The 22,707-nt window shown below is 57.4% G+C and carries 15 protein-coding genes and 1 riboswitch; of the genes, 12 read left to right on the top strand and 3 right to left on the bottom strand.

The features are described 5' to 3' along the window. Positions 1-145 precede the first annotated feature (145 nt). Entirely contained in the window at positions 146-8,104 is a 7,959-nt protein-coding gene (locus BBI10_RS19355) for a Tc toxin subunit A (protein WP_065991233.1), read from the top strand. Between the two features lie 90 nt (positions 8,105-8,194). On the opposite strand, the gene BBI10_RS19350 is transcribed toward BBI10_RS19355, so the two are convergent. Further along, positions 8,195-8,815, bottom strand: a complete 621-nt coding sequence (locus BBI10_RS19350) for a LysE family translocator (RefSeq protein ID WP_065991232.1) — start codon at positions 8,813-8,815, stop codon at positions 8,195-8,197. Between the two features lie 190 nt (positions 8,816-9,005). Here BBI10_RS19350 and ligB point away from each other — a divergent pair, with 190 nt between their 5' ends. Continuing rightward, positions 9,006-10,691, top strand: a complete 1,686-nt coding sequence (gene ligB, locus BBI10_RS19345) for an NAD-dependent DNA ligase LigB (protein ID WP_065991231.1) — start codon at positions 9,006-9,008, stop codon at positions 10,689-10,691. A gap of 59 nt (positions 10,692-10,750) precedes the next feature. Next, entirely contained in the window at positions 10,751-11,170 is a 420-nt protein-coding gene (locus BBI10_RS19340) for a DUF1090 domain-containing protein (RefSeq protein ID WP_065991230.1), read from the top strand. Between the two features lie 198 nt (positions 11,171-11,368). Here the strand turns inward: BBI10_RS19340 and BBI10_RS19335 are convergent, their stop codons facing one another. Further along, a complete protein-coding gene (locus tag BBI10_RS19335) occupies positions 11,369-11,755 on the bottom strand; it encodes an MAPEG family protein (RefSeq protein WP_065991229.1) in 387 nt (128 codons plus the stop codon). A 307-nt stretch (positions 11,756-12,062) separates the two neighbouring features. Here BBI10_RS19335 and BBI10_RS19330 point away from each other — a divergent pair, with 307 nt between their 5' ends. From BBI10_RS19330 to otnI, 6 genes are all read left to right on the top strand, one after another. Then, positions 12,063-12,884: a DeoR/GlpR family DNA-binding transcription regulator gene (locus BBI10_RS19330; RefSeq protein ID WP_065991228.1), complete on the top strand. Its 822-nt coding sequence runs from the start codon at positions 12,063-12,065 to the stop codon at positions 12,882-12,884. 120 nt (positions 12,885-13,004) lie between these two features. After that, positions 13,005-13,991 (top strand): L-threonate dehydrogenase, encoded by a 987-nt coding sequence (gene ltnD, locus BBI10_RS19325; protein ID WP_279615265.1) that lies wholly within the window; start codon positions 13,005-13,007, stop codon positions 13,989-13,991. Positions 13,992-14,001: 10 nt separating this feature from the next. Further along, positions 14,002-15,294 carry a 3-oxo-tetronate kinase gene (gene otnK, locus BBI10_RS19320; protein WP_065991378.1) on the top strand — a complete coding sequence of 431 codons (1,293 nt, stop codon included), beginning with the start codon at positions 14,002-14,004 and terminating at the stop codon, positions 15,292-15,294. Next, positions 15,291-15,953, top strand: a complete 663-nt coding sequence (locus tag BBI10_RS19315; protein WP_065991226.1) for an aldolase — start codon at positions 15,291-15,293, stop codon at positions 15,951-15,953. Before otnK ends, BBI10_RS19315 begins: the two co-directional genes overlap by 4 nt. Before the next feature lie 84 nt (positions 15,954-16,037). After that, positions 16,038-17,495 carry an SLC13 family permease gene (locus tag BBI10_RS19310; protein WP_065991225.1) on the top strand — a complete coding sequence of 486 codons (1,458 nt, stop codon included), beginning with the start codon at positions 16,038-16,040 and terminating at the stop codon, positions 17,493-17,495. A gap of 22 nt (positions 17,496-17,517) precedes the next feature. Next, the gene (gene otnI, locus BBI10_RS19305) at positions 17,518-18,315 is read left to right on the top strand and encodes a 2-oxo-tetronate isomerase (RefSeq protein WP_065991224.1); all 798 of its coding nucleotides are present in this window, start codon (positions 17,518-17,520) and stop codon (positions 18,313-18,315) included. Here otnI and BBI10_RS19300 read toward each other — a convergent pair. Beyond that, positions 18,305-18,709, bottom strand: coding sequence for an acyl-CoA thioesterase (locus tag BBI10_RS19300; protein ID WP_065991223.1), 405 nt, complete (start codon positions 18,707-18,709; stop codon positions 18,305-18,307). The two genes, otnI and BBI10_RS19300, sit on opposite strands and share 11 nt — an antisense overlap. A gap of 196 nt (positions 18,710-18,905) precedes the next feature. Next, a riboswitch (S-adenosyl-L-homocysteine riboswitch) is annotated at positions 18,906-19,014 on the top strand. Positions 19,015-19,035: 21 nt separating this feature from the next. Between BBI10_RS19300 and ahcY the strand changes: the two genes are divergently transcribed. The 3 genes from ahcY to BBI10_RS19285 all read left to right on the top strand — a co-directional run bounded on the left by ahcY (position 19,036) and on the right by BBI10_RS19285 (position 22,444). Continuing rightward, positions 19,036-20,445, top strand: a complete 1,410-nt coding sequence (gene ahcY, locus BBI10_RS19295; protein WP_065991222.1) for an adenosylhomocysteinase — start codon at positions 19,036-19,038, stop codon at positions 20,443-20,445. A gap of 188 nt (positions 20,446-20,633) precedes the next feature. Further along, entirely contained in the window at positions 20,634-21,482 is an 849-nt protein-coding gene (metF, locus tag BBI10_RS19290) for a methylenetetrahydrofolate reductase [NAD(P)H] (RefSeq protein ID WP_065991221.1), read from the top strand. A 152-nt stretch (positions 21,483-21,634) separates the two neighbouring features. After that, positions 21,635-22,444 (top strand): substrate-binding periplasmic protein, encoded by an 810-nt coding sequence (locus tag BBI10_RS19285; RefSeq protein ID WP_065991220.1) that lies wholly within the window; start codon positions 21,635-21,637, stop codon positions 22,442-22,444. The last annotated feature ends 263 nt before the right edge of the window (positions 22,445-22,707 follow it).

Raw genomic sequence — 22,707 nt, 5'->3', positions numbered from 1 at the left:
AATAACACCTGGCAACCCATTGAAATACCACGACTTTAATCCACTGACACTTCGTCTGGGCTTAGTGTGGATGACCCCTCTTGCCTCTACGCTTGTTAATAACTGCGAACCCAGCAGCACCGCCAACGAAAACAGGAATTTGATCATGGATGACTACACCACCACCTCTGCGGTCTACGGAAAAATGTTCCCTGAACAAGTTGCCGATAGATGCTCATCCGATGCACTGGAAGCCAATAACGGTCCGTTCTCATATCTCCACACGCTATATCAGCAAGCGCTTAGCCTGGAAGCGAAAGGCGATGCTGCTACTCAGATTACACTCGGCGAACGACGTCCTGATATCGGGGAGCGAGTGCTTGATGAGGCCAGTCTGGAAACCCAGGTACCTTTACTTACCCTCGTAATTGAGGCCATGACTCGGCAAGCAAAGATCTACGTGGGAGACAAGAAAAATCTGGCGGAGCAAATCGCCGCTGCGCAGTACCCTGTCCAGCTACCTTTTCATCACCCGCTTGAGCAAATCAAGGCAGTACTGGGCGTTAAAAGATGCTCTCTATTCAATCTTTTGCAACAGACTGATTATGGCTATCCCAATTTTGCTTACGGGAACTTGAGAACCGCTCAATTGCGTAACATTATGCGCAAAGCCACTGGATTCAGTCCCACCCTACAAGCATTGTTGCTAGACGAAAGCGCGAGCAACGGCGCCGACTTCTTGCTCCAACGTTACGGTGTAAAAGGCGCCGCACAGGAAGCGCTGGAACAACTGAGCAGTGTCGAATTTCTTGCCCGGCAAACGGGGTTGAAACCCGAGGATGTGCTCGATTTGCTGGCCACATCTGGCGTTGCAGACGACGGCCAAGAAGCATTTACTACGGTCAAACAGTCGAATTCCTACTCGCCCGGCGGAAAAATCAACATTCCCATTGCGGGCCATATATTTGGCGCAACATTCATCAATAACGCAACAGCCCCTGCTCTTTCGCTACAGGACACATTGAGCGGAGCAGGCATCGCGTTGCGCGTCAAAGGTGCCAATGCAGATCACTTCGGGCGCATCCACAAAATCATCCACCTGCAACACGCGCTGAAAATACCCTTCGCTGAGGTCGATCTTCTGGTCATGGCCGCGTTGCGCTCAGAAGGCCAGAAAAAAGATTTTCACCTCACAGAAAACACGCTTAGAGCATTGGGTGTATTTCTACACCTTCGTGACGAATACCAGATTACTGCAGAACAGTTCGCAGCGCTGATTAACGAAGTGACGCCATACGCCGTGGGTGAAACCGAGCCATTCCTCGACCGGGTTCTCGATGGTCCTGGGGCGGGCAGGCTGGCGGACATCGACGCACCACTGGTGCTCAACGAAACCGAGTTTGAGCTGCCGGTGGAAGTAAGCGTGGAGAGAGGCGCCCCTAACGCAGTGATTGCAGAGCTCTGTCGTGCGTTCTCAGTTGAAGAAAATATAGCCAACGCCTACCTGAGCCAGATAACCCGGACCTTGCGATTAAAGAAACCAGCACTGACGTTGGGATTCTTCTCGTCATTGTATCGACTTACCCGCTTGCCCCGGCTCCTGCGGTTGGACATGAATGAAGGGGCGAGCCTCATCGCATTGCTCAATACCGCCAATCCCCATGTGATGGCCCAATTGGCGGGTAAACCTATCATTGCAACCAATGACGACCAGCTCGACATTCTTGATGTCTTGGTGGGCTTGGCCAATCTGGAGACTTGGTTGCGTGAAAAACGCATATCCGCCGCCTCGCTCCTGACATGGCTCACTCCACACCCTGCAGATATACCCGCGAGCCTTAAAGCGTTTTACGGTCTTGATGCGCGGATCGAACGTTCCGCTCTGGATGCCATTCCCAAGATCAAATCGTCATTGGTGAATGAGTCGCAACTCTCACACGCGGCGGGCCCAGGAGTAACCGTTGCGTCCGGATCTTGGCTGGAAATGTTTTCCACGTACATCGATCGCCGAGGTCTGATTACTCCGTTCGTCCTTGATGCATCCGAGACCCTCGTCAGCAAGTTAACTGAATTGCTCGACGGCAAGATCACAAGCACAACCGGTCTTCTCATCCCCAAAGCCGACCAGCTCGATATTGCTGCCAATTTGGAATCGTTGATTCAAAACGCGGTTATCGCCCAAGACGATGTTGTTAAGCACATCCTCGGCACAGCATTTGGCAAATCTAACGAAGGCCTGACGCTCAAGCCTGAGCATGCTCTGCCATTGTTACGCTGGGTCAACGTTTCACGTCATGATTTACTCGCTGGGATTCTGGAAGCTGAACCCAGTACAGCTGAAGGCAGCGCTGCCCCCGAGAAAGGTTTGGACGTCACTGTCTGGAGCAATCTCGCTCACCACGCTCAGGTGATCAAGCATCTCAAATTAAGCCCAGCAGGCTTGACTGCGCTCTTGGACAAACCCCAATGGTTTGCGCTGGAAAGCGCGACGCTCAACAGCAAAAAGGGCTCGAAGCCGCTCCCCGTCTTGAATCTCGACTTGTGCTACCAGCTGGGGCATTACCACGACTGGGTATTGAAGTGCGAAGAGAACGGCTTCGAAGAAAAGGATGCACTGAGCTTTTTTACCGACATCCCCAAACCCGACGATCCTAAAGCGGTGCTTGCCTCCGCCCGGCAATTGGGAAAACTGATGGGATGGCTACAAGGCGAAACATTTTCATTCATGTCTTCATTGAAAGACGTGAAACAGAATTTCGCACAAGAACAATCGATCAAGCCTGTCGTCACCTTCGATGACTTTATAAAGTTGCTCACCCCCGCTGAGAAAAAACTCTACGACCGCTGGGAAATAAGGGAGAAAGGGTCACTGGGCACGTTGCTCTTGATGTACATGCTGGAGAACAGGACGAGCGACGTAGGTTCGGAGGGCGACACTCAACGCGGAATATACGACAAATTCAAGCAGTTCATGGTCGACAACCCTGCGCCGCTCAAAGTGTTCGCGAGCCAATACCTGCCAGACGTAAAGCCTAATATGTGGGAAGAACTGGTGAAATACCAAACTAATCCTACACGCCTGACGCTCAAGTTACATGACCCCGAAACACTGGCGTCTGAAGAAGCCAAGGCCACCCCTGAATCAGCCGACTACAGCACAAGCTCCATAAGCGATATTGACTACGCACTCAGAACGCAACGACTGTGCAAACTTACAAACTTATCGTGCCGATCGGTGTTAGCGCTGTACTGGCTCGACAGCACCTCAACATTTGATGACTACCGAAGCAGCGCGAACCAACTCCTCGGGGTATGTGCGGAAGACGAGTTGATCCCGGTTCAGTCGCGTTTGCAAGAAACCTGGCGTGATGCGCTGGCCGGTTACCTGATAGGCCATTGGGCAAAGTCCAACGCAGCTGCCAAAACCAACATTCATTCGATGGATGACCTGTCCAGTTATTTCCTCACTGATATTTTAGTGAGCTCCGTCGTCCGCTCCAGTATTGCCATACAACACACTGCGAGCCTGCAGCATTACCTGCATAAGTTGTACGCACGGCTGGAACCAGGGTACCTGAACAGCACTATTCCGGAAGACCTATCGACCGCGTGGAGGCAGTTCGCTTCTGAATATGGGCTATGGAAAATCTGGCGAACCCAGATCAACCATCCAGAGAACATGATTTACTACGCTAATCGACCAAATAAAACGGCGGCCTTTCAATCACTGGAGGTAGAGCTTAATCAAGGCAAGCTTGATCCTGCATTATTGCAAACAGCAATTACCACCTATCTCACAAAGTTTGAGCAGACCAGCAATTTGCAAATCGTTAGCGGCTACCTGGACGGTGTTGATCCTAAAAATGATACCTATCACTTTATCGGCAAAACCAACGCCTCCCCTCCTGAGTATTACTGGCGGTCCGTAGACATGGCGCTGCGCGATGACAAAGAACGTCTTAGCCCCTTGGCCTGGACGGAATGGGAGAAGATCGCGGTGACGCCCACAGGTCAGATCACTCAAAACCGCTATACCGTAGATAATGAAAAATACGCGTGTGACACGATCCGGCCGGTTATGATCGAAGGGCGCCCTTATGTCTTTTGGGTTGAGCGCGGGACGGTAGGGCTTCCCAGCTCCGATGAGAAAAACCAGACGCCCACCAAATTCAAGAAATTGAGCGTTCAATACATTTATAAGCAAAGCGATGGTTTTTGGTCGACACCCAATGAATGGATGAGTCTGGACGGTGCGAAAGATGGCAAACGGCTTGATGACCTGATTGACGACGAATCGAGCACAGCGAAAATCAAACCAAAAATCCCGAACCCATACCTTAAGGATGATACGTACCAACCTGGGCTTATTGCGCTGGTTAACATTGAAGGAGAGCGGGCTCGTGACCCATGGTTAACAGTAATGCTGTACAACTGCGCTCAGGACTCAAAATCTGATGCACCATACGGAGTAGCTGGCAGAGACTACTTTACTCAATCGCGGGATCTTTTACTTATAAATACAAAGATTCTAGACGACAGCAGCGCAGGCAAACTTAGCAAAACGATATACAACTCCTACAACGACATCACAAAAATTCAGCATCCCTACAACGGTGACGAAATTACGGTGACTTTTAAGGAGGCCATCCACGATACGTTAGCATATGACTTGGATAAATACGACGAATCGGTAGTCTCGTCGCCCCATAGACTTAACACGTACGACAAGGAAAGCATGACAGATGACGTCAAAAAAATTCTCAGCAAAGTGGATCAGCCAGCAAACAAAAAGCCCCCTAGCGACGTACCTCCGCTGCTGGTAAAAATTCCTTTCTGGTACTATGCGGCGACTGACCAGATCAATGCACCTTGGTATAAAAAAGCGGCTGAGACATTCAATTCATCCTACGGGTCGAAGGTAAAGTTTGTCGCCTATACCGATGATTCATATACGAGCACAGCCGCTAAAAATAGTTATGCATACAGCAACCTCAACGCTGTAGCGTCAATTGAGGCAACACTAATTGCGGACAAACTTAAAACATTAAACCTTAAAAATAGATACCTAAGAGTCATCGCAAACAGATCAGGTCTAATTATCAAGTCTGTCAAAATAAGAGTGAGAGTCATCACAAAACAGGAAGAAATCGAAGTAAACATGTGGGGCGACAATATAACAGCCGATAAAGGTGGAGCCTGCACCTTGAATTCTAGTGGTGCAGTTCCTTTCTACAAACTGGGTTTGAGCATGGGTTATTCAGTCAACATAGACGGGCAGAATCACGAGTTCATGTTTGTCGACACCGTATTTACTATTAATAAACCCTCACTCTTACTTGAAGAAAGCTTCAGGATTACGGTATATGAAGATACACAGCATAGCAAAAAGTTCCTAGACTCCTTCCCAATACGTGATATCCAGTTCGATCCAGACTCGATCATGAATATCAGGCTAAGACTCTACGCCAAAGCTCCCAACGCAACGTCGTTCACCAAATTATCCGAAGAAAACGTGATTGCTGATGGCAAATCTTCTATAAGCCATGATTATTCCTGGACAGAAGAGGGAGACTACGTATTCGCACTGTGTGAGGCAGGCAATCCCGGGAATAATGTTTTCGTCACCTACAAGGTGAGCGCTATCAGTAAAGATGAAACATGGGACATCTCAATCAAGCGCAACGAGCAACAGGCCCAATATCTCAACCTGAATAAAGTTGCCAATCATCCCCCCATATTTCCAACCAACGTCATTCGCCTCAACACGCTGTTCGGCAAGCAACTTGTTTCCAGAGCATCGCGTAGTGTAGAGCGGGCGTTGGAGTGGGACGCGCAGTTACTCAAAGAACCCACCATTGATCCCGACATTCGCAACCCTTCTGTTGATTTCCACGGCGCCAATGGCATTTATTTTCGAGAGTTATTCCTCCATCTGCCGAATCTTGTTGCGACACGCTTGAGCGAGCAGCAGCAATTTGACGAAGCAGAACGCTGGTTCACCGAATATCTATTTGACCCGTTCCGCACGATCGTGGACGAAAAACAGCGTCCCCCTTTTTGGAACACCCGCCCACTGGCTGAGGTGGGATCGGGTACTTCAGAGTTGCAAAAGGTGGTGACCCCCACGACCAGAGCCTTCATTCTGTCGCGGTATAACCGGCAGGCGGTGTTTCTTTCGATGGTGGAAAACTGGCAGCGCCAGGGCGACCATTTTTACCGTCAACTTACCCCCAGCACGCTCAATCACGCCTGGCTCAGCTATCAAAAAGCGCTGAAGCTGGTCGGGCCGTTACCAGAGCGCACGGCCGTGTCGCGTTGGGAGCCTACCGCGCTGAGCACATTGAAGGGCTCGGCCTTCCGTACGCCTATCAATGAGCGTGTCATTGAAGCACGGAAAGTAATCGAGCATCGCCTGTTCAACTTGCGTCACGGCCTCACTATCGATGGAAAACTGCTGCCGGTGATGGATTGGCGCGCAGAAGGCGCAGATCCATTCGGGTTCGGGCAACGCGGAATTGGGCATCTCATCAGCACCTACAACAGCGACCGCATGCAGGTTCCGGCCTACCGGTTCAGGCAGTTGATTCCCATGGCCCGCGCCGCGGTGCAGCAACTTCAGGACATGGGCCGGCATTACATGAAACTGATGGAGGATGAGTTCAACACTACGCTTTCCGTATTGCTGAAACAGCAGGAAATCAGAATTTCCGATTTCACCCTCAAGCTCAAGCAGGAGTCGATCAGCTCGGTCAAAGCGAAAAAAAACACGTTGCTTTTGAGCAAGCAGGCGGCGGTGTTCAGAAGAGATCATTATGGCAAGCTTATCGATGTCGGGCGCTCCCCTATGGAGGAAGCTGCCACCGCACTGCAGTGGACGGCTGCCGCGCTTCAGAACTGTTCGATCCCCCCAAAGATTCTTGCAAGTCTTATCAAAGCAGCAGTACCGACCATCTACGGGATGGCGGTGGGGGGAAACGAGCCTTCCAAAACTATCGACACAGTATCCGACGCCGCCCAGATTGCCGGTAAGGCGACGCTATATGTTGCTGATAAATTGCTTGTTGAATCTGGCTACGAGCGCCGCGCGACCGGATGGCAGTTTGAACGCAAACAAGCCGAACTGGAAATCCAATCCATCGACCTCCAGCTTAAAGAAACCAACATTGAGCTCAACGCGGCAACTATCTCCCTCGATGAAGCCCGCGCCAACCGCAGAAACCTCGAAGAAGCTTACGTCGCCATGACCACCGGCTTCACCATCATCCCTATCTACAACTGGCTCGTCGCTCGCCAGGAGTTGCTCTACGCCCCTGCCTATGACGCAGTTTTGTCGCTGTGCCTGAGCGCAGAAGCTGCCTGGCGTTATGAAATCGGGGATTACAAACGACCTGCTTTCGTTAAAACCACCGCTTGGATTGATTCGTACAAAGGCATGCTGGCGGGCGAATCGCTGCTGGTCGATTTGCAGGAGATGGAAAATGCCTACCTGCAGAGCAATGAGCGGCGGCTGACCATCAAGAAAACGATCAATATATGGGAGGCCAAGGGCCCAGATGAGATCAACAAGCTCAAGGCTGTACACAACACGCCTCTTACATGCCAGATAAAGTCCGCTGCCTTCGACAGTAATTACCCTGGCCACTATCTGCGCCAAATCAAACACGTGTCAGTTTCCTTTGTGATGGCTTCCGACGCGAGCGAGGCGATGAAGGAGGTCAGCGCGATTCTTACGCAAATTGACAGCACGACGTTGATCGACCCTACCGAGGAAGGAGCAAGCTACCTCTACGAAAAGGTCCTCAAGCCCCCCATCAGCGTGAAGCGGAATCTGCGGGCCCAGCAGCAGATTGCCCTGTCGTCAGGCGTCGCAGATGACGGATTGGGTTTTGGGCCAGGGGATTGGGTATATGAACTGATGTTCCACGATGGCCGGTATTTGCCATTCGAGGGCACCGGTGCGATATCGCGCTGGCAGCTGAGCTTTCCTGACGAGCAATTCGTCAAGTCATTGGTCAACGAGGATAAGGCGCTCGTTAAGAGCATCCAGCTTCATATGGTCTACACCGCAGTAGACGGCGGTAAAGACTTCACTGACAAGGTTAAAACGCTGCGAGGCAAGCCGTAACCGCAACAAGCGCCACGTCGGGGGTCATGATCATTTCATGGCCTTCGACGATTACCTGGATTCAGCCCACCTCCGTGGGCTGAATACGTATTAACCCCGCCGCGCCACCAATAAAAACGAAGCCGCACTCGCCAACAACCCCGCACACCCCCGATTGAACAGCCGCTTGCCACTGGGCTGGGCAAACAACCGACGCGCATGCCCCCCCATCCAGCAGTACAGCGCGATGGCGATACATTCCAGCACCAGAAACATCGCCCCCAGTTGTGCGAACTGAGTGGTGACCACGCCGGAACGATCCACAAACTGCGGCAGGAACGCCGTAAACAACAGAATGGCTTTGGGATTGCCGATGGCGACCAGAAACTCCTGGCGCGCCAGCCTCGTCACTCCGGCCTGCGCGCCGGCTTCGATATCGTGCGCCTCGCATGGCGCTCGCCACAGTTGTAACGCCAGATAGAACAGATACGCCGCCCCCACAATCTTGATCGTATGAAACAGCCACTCGGATGTATGCAGCACCGCTGTAAGCCCAACCGCTGCCAGCGCGATCATGATCGCGAATGCCAGCAACCGACCAATGCCGCCCGAACAGGCACTGATAAATCCGTAGCGCGACGCATTGCTGATGGAGAGCAGGTTATTCGGGCCCGGCGCCATGTTCAGGGCGAAACAGGCGGGGATGAATACAGCAAGGGTCGACAGGTCCATGGCAGTGTCTCTTCCAGTTGCCGGGATGAAACATCATTTTGCACTCGTGGGCGCGCGGCTCAAGGCACAGTTGGGCGGGGAATGAGGGGCTGGCTGTATCGGTACGAGACAAACGCGGTAACCAAGGCGCGATGAAACACCCATCGGGAAAACCTAGCCTTGCAGTCCCTCCCCCGGCAAGGACGCTCCGATGCTGCTCTCCCTTCGCGCACTGGTCCTCTGTGCACTGCCTCTTCTGGCCATCCATGCAAACGCGCAAACATGCCCCGACTGGCCACCGGCCAAAGCCCGAAGCGAGATCCTTTCGCTGCAAACCCAGATCACCCAATGGGACGACAGCTATCACCGCCAAGGCGTGTCTCTGGTGGCCGATGAGTTGTACGACCAATCCGTTCAGCGACTCGCCGATCTGCGCAGTTGTTTCGCCGCCACTTCGGCGTCGCACTCCAATCCGCTGAAAACCGCGCGCGGTCCCGCTGCACATCCCATCCCGCACACCGGCCTGACGAAATTGCCGGGCGAGGCCGCCGTTCAGGCGTGGCTCAAAGACCGAAGCGATCTGTGGATTCAGCCAAAAGTGGACGGCGTGGCGGTCACGCTGGTGTATGTCGACGGGAAACTGGTGAGCGCTATCAGCCGGGGCGACGGGGTTTTCGGTCAGGACTGGACCGGACATGCCCACCAGATCGAGGCGATCCCTCGCCATCTCGCGTGGGAAAAGACCGTGATCCTCCAGGGCGAGTTGTATTGGAAGCTGACAGATCACGTTCAGGCGGACGCCGGCAGTCTGAACGCTCGCAGCAAAGTGGCCGGGCTGCTGGCGCGTCACGCGATCAGCGAACAGGAAGGCGCGAATATCGGGCTGTTCGTCTGGGACTGGCCAGAAGGTCCGTCGGACATGACCGAGCGATTGGCAGGGCTCAGGGCCATGGGTTTCGAGGACAGCGCGCGCTTCAGTGAGCCGTTGGAGGGTTTCATTCAGGCGAAAAACTGGCGAGAGCACTGGTACCGTTCGCCGCTGCCGTTTGCCACCGATGGCGTGGTTATGCGGCAGGGCGAGCGTCCGTCAGCCGAGCGCTGGCAGGCGAAAGCGCCTTACTGGATCGCGGCGTGGAAGTACCCGTTTGCGCGGGCGCTGGCCGAGGTGCGCAAGGTTCATTTCAACGTTGGGCGCAGCGGCAAGATCACGCCCGTTCTGGATGTCGAACCGGTGCGCCTGGATGACCGCATGATCAATCGCATCAGCGTCGGTTCGTTCAAGCGTTGGCAGGAGATAGACATTCGGCCTGGGGATCAGGTCGCAATCAGCCTGGCCGGGCTGACGATTCCGCGGCTGGATGAGGTGGTGTCGCGAAGCGTCGAGCGGGCGCCGCTGAGCGTTCCGCGCGCTGAGGATTATCATTCGCTGAGTTGCTGGCAGCCGGTCGAGGGCTGCGAAAGCCAGTTCCGCGAACGGTTGAAATGGCTGGGTGGGAAGAAGGGGTTGGCGCTCAGCGGCGTAGGGCCGGGCACGTGGGATAAGTTGATTCAGGCAGGGCAATTAAAGGGTTTGTTGGGCTGGCTGACCCTCGATGGTGCACGGCTTGCTAACATTCCCGGCATGGGCGAGCGCAGCAGCGCTAAACTGCTGGCAAGTTTTCAGGCTGCACGCGATAAGCCCTTTGTCGTGTGGCTCAAAGCCATCGGTTTACCGCCGGCCACGGGCGTTGATCTGGGTGATTCGTGGGCAGCGCTGGCCTCGCGAAGCGTCATGGAATGGCAGGCCGAACCCAGCATTGGCTCGGGACGGGCGAAGCAGTTACATGCATTTTTTCAAGACCCGCAAGTGCAGGCCCTAAGCAGGCAGCTGAAGGACGAAGGCATCAACGGTTTTTAGTATTTTCAGGGCCGCATGATGGTGTAGAGCGTGCGGCTACGTGTATTCAAGGAGTATCCATGAAATTCCTGTCATCCCTTTTTGCATTCACCGCGTGCGGGTTTCTGGCCGCGCCCGTGCTTGCAGCCGAGCAGGCGTCGGAACCGTCCGGATGCGCCGCGAAGCGCCAGGACATCGCCACGCAGATTGAGAGCGCCAAAGCCGCCGGCAACACCGATCAACAGGCCGGGCTGCAAAAAGCCCTGAGCGAATTGAACGCCAACTGCACCGACATCGACCTGGTCAAGCAGCAGGAACAGAAGGTGCTGGATGCCAAGCGTGAAGTCAGCCGTCGCCAGGCGGACCTGAACAAGGCCATGAGCAAGGGCGATCCGGAGAAAATCGACAAGCGTAAAGACAAGCTGGCCGAGTCCCGCAAGGAACTGCAGGACGAGCAGGAAAAACTGGAGAAGGTGCAGCCCGACGAGGATGACGAGTAAGGTCGTCTGCGGGCCTGTGTCTTTTTGTGTGGGAGTGACCGAGGTGGCGCTCCACCTGGCTCGCGAGGCGGTATCAGACCCATCGGATTTGCAGCGACTACACTGGCCTCTTCGGGAGCAAGCTCCCTCCCACACAAGCTCCCTCCCACAGTAGCCAGGTGCGCCAACTGACCGCGCAGCGTCAAAAGCGCTGAGCGATCAGACTGAGACGCCAAACAACGCAATCACCAGCCCAAGCCCGGCGATCCAGGCCAGCGAGCGCAATGTCGCGAGATCCGCCAGATAGAAGATGATGTAGAGCAGGCGGCTGGTCACGAACAGCACGGCGAGTACGTCGATCGTCACCAACTGCGCCACGCCGGCGACGTGGGCGATGATTACGCCAGCGGCAAACCCGGGAATCGCTTCAAAACTATTGAGCTGCGCATTGTGGGCGCGGCGCGGGAGACCTTCGAGGCGGTCGAGAAAGTCCCGGGGGTCATGATTGTGCCGTGCACTGAATTTGCCGCTGCTGAACTTGGCAATGCCAGCGCACCCTATCGGCAACAGAATCACGATCAACACACACCAAAACGCGACGGTCATACCTGCATCCTTTTTTAGAATTTGAGCTTCATTAGAAAACGCCCATCTACAGCCTAAGAGCCACGGCCCGTCGAAAGGTTCTTACAGGCAACGAATGCAATCGTATGACCGGCTTTAGCCGGGAAGGCGTCACCCATCACACCGCAAGTTTGATGGCGCACACACCGGCCCCTTCCCGGCTGAAGCCAGTCCTACAGAGAACAACCCGCGTGCAGTTTGCTCGTCGTTGCTGCCACCGCCATCCCGATTGGCTAAGATGCCAGCCACCCAGCCGACCGCGGCTGTATCTCGTTGCCCAGGAGCCTGCATGTCCAGCGAAGAAGACGCCACCCTCAGTGGCGCAGCGCCGATGATTCCCGATCAGCGCCGGGAGTTGATGCTGCGTCAGCTGCGCAAGCATCAAGTGCTGAGCGTGCATCAGCTCATGGACATGTTCGACTGCTCGCACATGACCGTCCGCCGTGACATCGCACTGCTTGAGCAAAGTGGCCGTGCCTATTCGGTGACCGGCGGGGTGCGCATCGCCAGCCAGGTTCACAGCGAGCCGAGTCATCAGTCCAAGGCAGTGGTCGAGCTGCCGCACAAACAGGCGATGGCCAAACTGGCCGCCAGCCTGCTGCACCCCGAGATGACCGTGTACCTGGACGCCGGCACCAGCACGCTGGAAATTGTCCCGTACATCGTCGCGCTGGCGGGCATGACCGTGGTCACCAACGACTTCGGCGTGGTCAATGCACTCGCTGACGCAGCCCACGTAGATGTGATTCATACCGGCGGCTTGCTGGACCACCCGAACCGATCCTGTGTCGGCGGGCTGGCAGCGGCGACGTTGCGGCAACTGGCAACCGATGTCGCATTCATGTCCACCAGCTCATGGGATCTGCAGCGAGGCACGACCACGCCCTCCGCGCTCAAGGTTGAGGTCAAGCAAGCGGCGATGCAGTCGGCGTCGCGCACAGTGTTGCTGACGACCAGCACGAAATACGGCACGTTCGGCATGTACAAGGTCGCCGGTCTGGAGCAGTTCGACACGATCATCAGCGACAACCGCCTCGCCCACGGCGCAGCGGACAGCATTCGAGGGCTGGGGGTTGAATTGATGTTGGCGTCGGTGGACCAGCCACGCTAATTCAGCGCGCTTCTACAGTCGATGGTTACCAGGCCTCAGTCTCGACTGGGGCTTTTTTGTGCCCGATAGCAGCAATGTTAATTTTTGTTAATTCAAAAAAGCTCTTCACATTATCCGATCATGGGTTCACTATCTTTAACAGATCAGAACAAACACCGTTCGAGTGCTGATGAACTTCGGCGCTCACCCGAGGAGAGATTCATGAATAACAAGAATGTCGGCGTCATTGGTCTGGGTGCGATGGGCCTGGGCATTGCGCGCTCCCTGCTGCGCAGCGGCTTCAACGTTCATGCCTGTGACGTGCGCGCGGCCGTGACCGAGCAATTCGCCAGCGAAGGCGGCGTTGCCTGTGAATCTCCTGCGAGCATGGCCGCTGCCTGCGACGTGATCATCACCGTCGTGGTCAATGCCGAGCAGACCGAAACCGTATTGTTCGGCGACAACGGCGCAGTCGCCGCCCTGCGCCCGGGCAGCCTGATCATCGGTTGCGCCACGGTCGCACCGACCTTCGCCATCGAACTGGGTCAGCGCCTCACCGAAAAAGGCCTGCTCTACCTCGACGCGCCGATCTCCGGCGGCGCGGCCAAGGCAGCTGCTGGCGAGATGACCATGATGACCTCCGGCCCGGCTGATTCCTACGCCAAGGCCGACGCGATCCTCAACGGCATGGCGGGCAAGGTGTATCGCCTGGGCGACGTTCATGGCATGGGTTCGAAAGTCAAAATCATCAATCAGCTGCTGGCCGGCGTCCACATCGCCGCCAGCGCCGAAGCCATGGCCCTGGGCCTGCGCGAAGGCGTAGACGCGGACGCGCTGTACGAAGTGATCACCAACAGCGCCGGTAACTCGTGGATGTTCGAGAACCGCGTGCCGCACATCCTCAAAGCGGACTACACGCCGCTGTCGGCTGTGGACATCTTCGTCAAAGACCTGGGCCTGGTGCTGGATACCGCCCGCGCCAGCAAATTCCCGCTGCCGTTGTCGTCCACCGCCCACCAGATGTTCATGCAGGCCTCCACCGCTGGCTTTGGCCGCGAGGATGACTCTGCCGTGATCAAGATTTTCCCGGGCATCGAACTGCCGACCGCCAAGCCTGAAAACAACTGAGATGACGCAGATGAGCACCACGACTCCGCGCCCTCTGTTGGGCTGCATCGCCGATGACTTCACCGGCGCCACCGACCTGGCCAACATGCTGGTGCGGGGTGGCATGCGCACCGTGCAGAGCATTGGCATCCCGAGCGCCGAAAGCCTGGCTGAACTGGATGCCGACGCCATCGTCATCGCGCTGAAATCCCGCACCACGCCGGCGGCAGAAGCGGTTGAAGAATCCCTCGCCGCGCTGCAGTGGCTGCGTGATCGCGGCTGTGAGCAGATCTTCTTCAAGTACTGCTCGACGTTCGATTCCACCGCCAAAGGCAACATTGGCCAGGTCAGCGATGCGCTGCTCAAGGCGCTGAACAGCGACTTCACCCTGGCCTGCCCGGCGTTCCCGGAGAACGGTCGCACGATCTTCCGCGGCCACCTGTTCGTGCAGGACCAACTGCTCAGCGAATGCGGCATGCAAAACCACCCGCTGACGCCGATGACCGACGCCAATCTGGTGCGCGTGCTGCAATCCCAGACCACGCAGAAAGTCGGCTTGCTGCGTTACGACAGCATCGCCAAAGGCGTCGACGGCGTGCGTGCGCGCATCAAAGAGCTGCGTGCAGAGGGCGTGGTCATGGCGATTGCCGACGCATTGTCGGACGCTGATTTGTACACGCTGGGCGAAGCCTGCGCCGACTTGCCGCTGCTCACCGGTGGCTCGGGTCTGGCGCTCGGTCTGCCGGGTAATTTCCGCAAAGCGGGCAAGTTGCGTGACATCGATGCGGCGAAGCTTGAGCACGTCGACGGCGGCGAAGTGGTATTGGCGGGCAGCGCATCGGTCGCCACCAACGGTCAGGTTGCCGCCTGGCTTGAGGCCAAACGGCCTGCGCTGCGCATCGATCCGTTGGCATTGGCTGACGGCAAACCGGTGGTGGCAGACGCATTGGCGTTCGCCCGCGATGCCGGGCAGACCGTACTGATCTACGCGACCAGCAGTCCGGAAGAAGTCAAAGCCGTGCAGCAAAAACTCGGCGTTGAACGTGCCGGCGCGCTGGTCGAAGACGCGCTGGGGCAGATCGCTCGCGGCCTGCTCGACGCGGGCGTGAAACGCTTTGTCGTCGCCGGTGGCGAAACCTCCGGTGCCGTGGTTCAGGCGCTGGGCGTGAGCTTGCTGAAGATCGGCGCGCAGATCGACCCGGGTGTTCCAGCGACCATCAGCAGCGGCGCGACGCCTCTGGCCCTGGCGCTGAAGTCAGGGAATTTCGGTGGCCGTGACTTTTTCGACAAAGCCCTCAAGCAGCTGGCAGGGAGTGCCCAATGAGCAACGTAACCAGCAGTTCAGTGAGCGCCGAAAACAAGCAGCGTGAAGAAATCTGCGCCATCGGCCGTCTGCTGTTCGGACGCGGCTACACCGTCGGCAGCGCGGGCAACATCAGCGCCCGCCTCGACGATGGCTGGCTGATCACGCCAACCGACGCCTGCCTGGGGCGCCTCGATCCCGAGGCCATCGCCAAGGTCAACCTGGGCGGCGAATGGGTCTCCGGGGACAAGCCGTCGAAGACGTTGGCCCTGCATCGTCAGGTCTACGACCGCAATCCCGGCGTTGGCGGCGTGGTGCACACCCACTCGACGCATCTGGTTGCGCTGACCCTGGCCGGCGTCTGGAAACCGGACGACATCCTCCCGCCCATCACGCCGTATCAGGTAATGAAAGTCGGGCACATTCCCTTGATTGCCTACGAGCGCCCCGGCTCGCCGAACGTCGCTGAACAAGTGGCGAAACTGGCGAACAGCGTGCGTGGCGTGATGCTCGAGCGACTCGGCCCGGTGATCTGGGAAAGCTCGGTCGCCAAGGCTTCTTATGCGCTGGAAGAGCTGGAGGAGACCGCACGCCTCTGGCTGATGAGCAACCCCAAACCTGAACCGCTGGACGCAGCCGCTTTGGAAGAACTGCGCCAGACGTTCGGCGTGAACTGGTAACCCCAACGGCGTTTTGATCGAAAACCGGCCCTCCGGTTTTCGGCGGACCGGCCTCGCCGGAAAACAATAACAACGGGACACAACATGACTCCTCTATTCCTCATGATCGTCGCCGGAGCGGGCATTGCGCTGTTGCTGCTTCTGGTCCTTAAATACAAATTCCAACCGTTCGTGGCGCTGATGCTGGTCAGCATCATCGTGGCGCTGGTGGCCGGGGTTAAACCAAGCGACCTGGTGGCGACCATCGAAGGCGGCATGGGCAAAACCCTCGGCCACATCGCGATCATCATTGCCCTTGGCGCCATGATCGGCCGCATCATCGAACTGTCCGGCGGCGCCGAGGCGCTGGCCAAGACGCTGATCAACCGCTTCGGCAACCGGCGCACGCCGCTGGCCCTGAACGTCGCGGGGTTCATGGTCGGTATTCCGGTATTCTTCGAAGTGGGCGTGATCATCCTCATGCCGCTGGCCTACGGGGTTGCCCGTGCCGCACGTAAACCGCTGCTGGTTTACGCGCTGCCGATGTGCGCAGCGCTGCTGTCGGTGCACGCCTTCCTGCCGCCGCACCCGGGCGCCGTCGCAGCAGCCGGCCAGCTGGGTGCGGACCTGGGTCGCGTGTTGATGTTCGGGCTGCCGATGGTGGGCATTCTGTGCCTGATCGGTTACCTGATTGCCGGGCGCATGACCCGCAAGGTCTACCCGATGACCGACGATATTCGCAGCGAAGTGTATGGCTCTCACGTCACCAACGAAGACTTGGTGGCATGGGCGAACAACGATTATTCGCGGGTGTCTGAAGCGACCCACACCAAAGAACTGGGCCTTGAAGAAAACGCCAGCAGCCTGGCGGCACGCCTGCCAAAGGCGCCGGCGCCGGGTGCAGGCATCATCATCGCGCTGATTCTGCTGCCGATCATTCTGATCCTGCTCGGCACGCTGGCGACCACGATGTTGCCGGCCGACTCAATGCTGCGCAGCGTGCTCACCGTCCTGGGCGCGCCGCTGGTGGCATTGCTGATCGACACACTCCTGTGCGCCTGGCTGCTGGGTTCGCGCCGTGGCTGGAGCCGCAGTCAGGTGTCCGATGTCGTGGGTTCGGCATTGCCCGGCGTGGCGATGGTGATCCTGATTGCGGGCGCTGGCGGCGTGTTCGGCAAGGTGCTGGTGGATACCGGTATCGGCGCAGTGGTGTCCGAAGCGCTGCGCAACACCGGGCTGCCGGTTCTCGCGCTGGGCTTCCTGCTGACGCTGCTGTTGCGCGCCGTGCAGGGCTCGACCACAGTGGCGCTGGTCACCACGGCCGGCATTCTCAGCCCGCTGATCGCCACGCTGAACCTGAGCGCCAACCACATGGCCCTGCTCTGTCTGGCCATGGGCGGTGGCGGTCTGGCGATGTCGCACATCAACGACGCCGGTTACTGGATGTTCACCAAACTGGCGGGCCTGAACGTTGCCGACGGCCTGCGCACCTGGACCTTCCTGGTGACCATTCTGGGCACCCTCGGGTTCTTGATAACGCTGCTGCTCTGGCCTTTCGTCTAACGGCTTCAACTAGGAGATAACCATGCCTCGCTTCGCTGCCAACCTCAGCATGATGTATCCGCAACACGACTTTCTGGCGCGTTTCTCGGCTGCAGCGAGTGACGGCTTCAAGGGCGTCGAATACCTGTTTCCGTACGACTTCAAAGCCGAGGAGATCAAGCTGCGCCTGGACGACTTCGGCCTGACCCAGGCGCTGTTCAACGCCCCGCCCGGCGACTTCTCCAAAGGCGAGCGCGGCATTGCTTCGTTGCCTGGCCGGGAGGGTGAATTCCGCGACGGCTTCCAGAAAGCGCTGGATTACGCAGCGGTTCTGGGTAACGACCGCATTCACGTCATGGCCGGCCTGCTGCCCAGTGAAGACTTGCGCCAGAAGCATCACGCGGTGTACCTGGAAAACCTGAGCTTCGCCGCACAACAAGCGGCCAAGGTCGGGCTGACGGTGTTGATCGAGCCGATCAACACCCGCGACATTCCGGGCTTCTTCCTGAACCGTCAGGATCAAGGCCAGGCTGTGCTTAAAGAAGTCGGCGCCGACAATCTGCGGGTGCAGTTCGACTGCTATCACTGCCAGATCGTCGAGGGCGACGTCACCAGCAAGCTGCGCCGCGACTTCGCCGGTATCGGCCACATCCAGATCGCCGGCGTGCCGGACCGCCATGAGCCGAGCGTGGGGGAAGTGAATTACCCGTGGCTGTTCGAAGAAATCGACCGCCTGGGCTACACCGGCTGGGTCGGCTGCGAGTACCGTCCGAAAGGCGATACCACCGAAGGACTGCAGTGGCTGCGTGACTGGCAGGCACGCAGCACAATCACTCGTTGATCACGTCTTCCTTGAACTGATCCTTCACATAGGTGATTTCGGTCTTGCCGTGTGGCGTCGGCAGGCCGTCTTCGCCCAGATTCACGAAGACCATTTTCTCAACCGTGAGAATGCTCTTGCGGGTGATCTTGTTGCGGACCTGGCACGTTAGCGTGATGGATGTGCGGCCGAATTCGGTCGCGGTAATCCCCAGCTCGATGATGTCGCCCTGACGCGAGGCGCTGACGAAGTTGATCTCGGAAATGTACTTGGTCACAACGCGCTGATTACCCAACTGCACAATGGCGTAGATGGCCGCCTCTTCGTCGATCCAGCGCAGGAGACTGCCGCCGAACAACGTGCCGTTGGGGTTGAGGTCTTCAGGTTTTACCCATTTGCGAGTGTGAAAGTTCATGGAGGCTCCGGGGTGTTTGGGAGACGGTGGGGGATGTGCCCCAGCTTCAAGCTTCAAGCCTGAAGCTGCAAGTTAAAAGCAGGCCCGCTGTTGTTTACCGCTTGCCGCTTGCAGCTTGCCACTTGCAGCTCAAAGAAAGATAATCGCCACCGCTTCAAAAAACGGTCATCACACCTTGTTACCGTTTTCCCGCCACCTGTCCGAGGGGCGCTGCAGCAGGTCAGACCTGTCAGGCTCGGAGAGGGCGTTGTTTGATCAGGCCTCCCGCCGGTCAAGCTTTAAACGCACAACGGCGCCCATTCGCACCCTACGAATGGAGACTCTTTATGAGTGCTGTACTGACGCCCAACGATTTCAACGACTACAAAGTCGCCGACATGTCCCTGGCTGCCTGGGGCCGTCGCGAAACCATTATCGCCGAATCCGAAATGCCAGCCCTGATGGGCCTGCGTCGCAAGTACGCTGGCGATCAACCGCTCAAGGGCGCGAAGATTCTCGGCTGCATCCACATGACCATTCAGACTGCCGTGCTGATCGAAACCCTGGTTGCCCTGGGTGCCGAAGTACGCTGGTCGTCCTGCAACATCTTCTCGACTCAGGATCAGGCCGCTGCCGCTATCGCTGCTGCCGGCATTCCGGTCTTCGCCTGGAAAGGCGAAACCGAAGCCGAGTACGAGTGGTGCCTGGAGCAGACCATCCTCAAGGACGGTCAGCCATGGGACGCCAACATGATCCTCGACGACGGCGGCGACCTCACCGAGCTGCTGCACAAGAAATACCCGGCCATCCTCGACCGCGTCCATGGCGTGACCGAAGAGACCACCACAGGCGTTCACCGTCTGCTGGACATGCTGGCCAAGGGCGAACTGAAGATCCCTGCGATCAACGTCAACGACTCGGTCACCAAGAGCAAGAACGACAACAAGTACGGCTGCCGTCACAGCCTGAACGACGCCATCAAGCGCGGCACCGACCACCTGCTGTCCGGCAAGCAAGCGCTGGTCATCGGCTACGGTGACGTGGGCAAGGGTTCGGCTCAGTCGCTGCGTCAGGAAGGCATGATCGTCAAGGTCACCGAAGTCGACCCGATCTGCGCCATGCAAGCGTGCATGGACGGTTTCGAACTGGTTTCGCCTTTCATCGACGGCGAGAACGACGGCACCGAAGCGAGCATCGACAAAGCACTGCTGGGCAAGATCGACCTGATCGTCACCACCACCGGTAACGTCAACGTCTGCGACGCCAACATGCTCAAGGCGCTGAAAAAACGCGCAGTGGTCTGCAACATCGGTCACTTCGACAACGAAATCGACACCGCTTTCATGCGCAAGAACTGGGCATGGGAAGAAGTGAAGCCGCAAGTGCACAAGATTCACCGCACCGGCGCTGGCGCATTCGATCCTCAGAACGACGACTACCTGATCCTGCTGGCCGAAGGCCGTCTGGTGAACCTGGGCAACGCCACCGGTCACCCGAGCCGCATCATGGACGGCTCGTTTGCCAACCAGGTGCTGGCGCAGATCTTCCTGTTCGGCCAGAAGTACGCTGACCTGAGCCCTGCCCAGAAAGCCGAGCGTCTGACCGTTGAAGTGTTGCCGAAGAAGCTGGACGAAGAAGTGGCCCTGGAAATGGTCCGTGGCTTCGGCGGCGTCGTGACCAAGCTGACCAAGACCCAGGCCGACTACATCGGCGTGACCGTCGAAGGTCCGTTCAAGCCGCACGCTTATCGCTACTAAGCAGTAAGCGGCAAGCTTCAAGCTTCAAGCGGCAAGTAAAGGCATCACCATTGTCATGACTTGCCGCGTCAGGCTTTAAATCGTCCAAGCATTTAGCAGCACCAAGTGACAAGCCTTGATCTGCAGGATACGGCGCACGGCCACTCTTGCAGCTTATGGCTTGTAGCTTGCCGCTGGAGACTCGCTCCATGAGCCAAGACCGTAGCTACAGCTTCGAATTCTTCCCGACGAAGACCGACGCTGGTCATGAAAAACTGCTTGCCACGGCGCGTACGCTGGCCAGCTACAACCCCAGTTTTTTCTCCTGCACTTACGGTGCCGGGGGTTCCACGCGCGACCGCACGATCAACACCGTGCTGCAGCTGGAAAAAGAAGTGCACATTCCCGCCGCACCGCACTTGTCGTGCGTCGGTGACAGCAAGGCCGACCTGCGCAGCTTGCTGACGCAGTACCGGGAAGCCGGTATCAAACGCATCGTTGCCCTGCGCGGTGACCTGCCGTCCGGCATGGGCATGGCCAGTGGTGAGTTGCGTTATGCCAATGACCTGGTGAGCTTCATCCGTGAAGAAACCGGCGATCATTTCCACATTGAAGTCGCGGCCTACCCCGAGATGCACCCCCAAGCGCGCAACTTCGAAGACGATCTGAAAAACTTCGTGCGCAAGGCCAACGCCGGCGCCAACAGTGCGATCACCCAGTACTTCTTCAACGCCGACAGCTACTTCCACTTCGTCGAGCGCGTGCAGAAGCTGGGCGTGGATATTCCGATCGTGCCGGGCATCATGCCGATCACCAACTACAGCAAACTGGCGCGCTTTTCGGACGCGTGCGGTGCGGAGATCCCGCGCTGGGTTCGCAAGCAGCTGGAAGCGTACGGCGATGATACGGCCAGCATTCAAGCGTTCGGCGAGCATGTCATCACTGAAATGTGCGAACGACTGCTGCACGGTGGCGCCCCCGGCCTGCATTTCTACACGCTGAATCAGGCCGAACCGAGCCTGGCGGTCTGGAACAATCTGAAGCTCTCTGCGTGGTAACGGATTCAATCCAGTCGGATTGAAACGTCGCTGGCTTCACTGGCAGGCTTCTTCACCCCGAAGCCTGCCAGTCCCGTCGTTGAGCCCTGCCTTCTGCTTTTGTTGAGAATCATCACTTCTATTTAGTTAGCTTGCGTCGTAATCTCGCGCGCATGCCGCCCATCCTTCCCCTATCCGTTGCTGTCCTCCTGGCCTGCCTGAGCTTCAGCGCGCTGGGCGAGAAATTGCGGATCGTCACCGAACCCTGGTCACCCTATGTCATCGTGGACGGCAACCACGCCTCCGGGCTTGATTACGACACCACGGCGATTGTGTTCGAACGCCTGGGCATCGACGTCGAGTGGCAGTTTCTCCCCTGGAAGCGCTGCCTGATGATGCTCAGTGAAGGCGAGGCCGACGGTGTTCTCGATATAAACAAGGACGAGGCGCGCGTTGATCTGTTGTATCCGGACGAACCGTTGTCGAGCATTGACTGGGTGCTGTTTCAGGCCAATGCCAGGCCCCATGCCTTCAATAGCATGGAGGACTTGCGCGGGCTGACCATCGGCGTCTCTCCGGGCTATCGATACATCCCGGCGTTCGACAACTCGACGGCGTTCATCCGAGAGCCTGCGCCGAGCCATGAAGCGAACTTCGGCAAACTGATTCGCGGCCGCATCGATCTGATGGTGACCGATCGCCTGCTGGGCCGGCAGATGATCGAGCGGCTCAAGCTCCAAGGCCAGGTTAGTCAGCTGCCGACCGTGCTCAATCACCGGGGGCAGTATCTGGCGCTGCGCCGCAATGCCGGCATGGACCTGCTGGCCCAGCGGTTCAGTGCAGAACTGAAGCGTTTCAAGCGTGAGCCCGCGTACGCGAAACTGGTGGAGCGGTACACCGGCGAAAGGCCGACGACACTCCCTGCAGAATCGGAGGAAAGGGTCGATAAAACCGTTGAGCAGCAGGAAAGCAGCGCGTTGTGATTGCTCTGTTATACTCCGGCGTCCCCGCCAGGCTTGCGCCCGGGTGCACGGTCTCACAGAAGACTTCTCGAACACGTCAGCAGCGCACTTTTTAGCGCCCCTGCCCGAGTTGAACTTACAGACCTCCACAGGACCGGACGCCATTGCACCTTCCAAGGACTGTGCGATGACCGCAGCAGGGTCGAGCGCATTCACGTTACGTGCAGAACCTTAAGTCTGCGCCTGGAAGATCATCCCTATTTGGGCCTCTATGGCCCCAACTC

Source organism: Pseudomonas graminis (genome assembly GCF_001705435.1).
GTDB lineage: Bacteria > Pseudomonadota > Gammaproteobacteria > Pseudomonadales > Pseudomonadaceae > Aquipseudomonas > Aquipseudomonas graminis_B.
The sequence above is the reverse complement of the archived record's forward strand: the minus strand, read 5'-3'. Positions and strand labels throughout refer to the sequence as shown.

Bases quoted from the DNA above. Each gene is read 5' to 3' on its own strand.
- ahcY (WP_065991222.1), top strand. From the start codon at position 19,036: ATGAGTGCTGTACTGACGCCCAACGATTTCAACGACTACAAAGTCGCC.
- metF (WP_065991221.1), top strand. From the start codon at position 20,634: ATGAGCCAAGACCGTAGCTACAGCTTCGAATTCTTCCCGACGAAGACC.
- BBI10_RS19285 (WP_065991220.1), top strand. From the start codon at position 21,635: ATGCCGCCCATCCTTCCCCTATCCGTTGCTGTCCTCCTGGCCTGCCTG.
- otnK (WP_065991378.1), top strand. From the start codon at position 14,002: ATGAGCACCACGACTCCGCGCCCTCTGTTGGGCTGCATCGCCGATGAC.
- BBI10_RS19350 (WP_065991232.1), bottom strand. From the start codon at position 8,815: ATGGACCTGTCGACCCTTGCTGTATTCATCCCCGCCTGTTTCGCCCTG.
- BBI10_RS19300 (WP_065991223.1), bottom strand. From the start codon at position 18,709: ATGAACTTTCACACTCGCAAATGGGTAAAACCTGAAGACCTCAACCCC.
- otnI (WP_065991224.1), top strand. From the start codon at position 17,518: ATGCCTCGCTTCGCTGCCAACCTCAGCATGATGTATCCGCAACACGAC.
- ligB (WP_065991231.1), top strand. From the start codon at position 9,006: ATGCTGCTCTCCCTTCGCGCACTGGTCCTCTGTGCACTGCCTCTTCTG.
- ltnD (WP_279615265.1), top strand. From the start codon at position 13,005: ATGGGTTCACTATCTTTAACAGATCAGAACAAACACCGTTCGAGTGCT.
- BBI10_RS19355 (WP_065991233.1), top strand. From the start codon at position 146: ATGGATGACTACACCACCACCTCTGCGGTCTACGGAAAAATGTTCCCT.
- BBI10_RS19330 (WP_065991228.1), top strand. From the start codon at position 12,063: ATGTCCAGCGAAGAAGACGCCACCCTCAGTGGCGCAGCGCCGATGATT.
- BBI10_RS19335 (WP_065991229.1), bottom strand. From the start codon at position 11,755: ATGACCGTCGCGTTTTGGTGTGTGTTGATCGTGATTCTGTTGCCGATA.
- BBI10_RS19310 (WP_065991225.1), top strand. From the start codon at position 16,038: ATGACTCCTCTATTCCTCATGATCGTCGCCGGAGCGGGCATTGCGCTG.
- BBI10_RS19315 (WP_065991226.1), top strand. From the start codon at position 15,291: ATGAGCAACGTAACCAGCAGTTCAGTGAGCGCCGAAAACAAGCAGCGT.
- BBI10_RS19340 (WP_065991230.1), top strand. From the start codon at position 10,751: ATGAAATTCCTGTCATCCCTTTTTGCATTCACCGCGTGCGGGTTTCTG.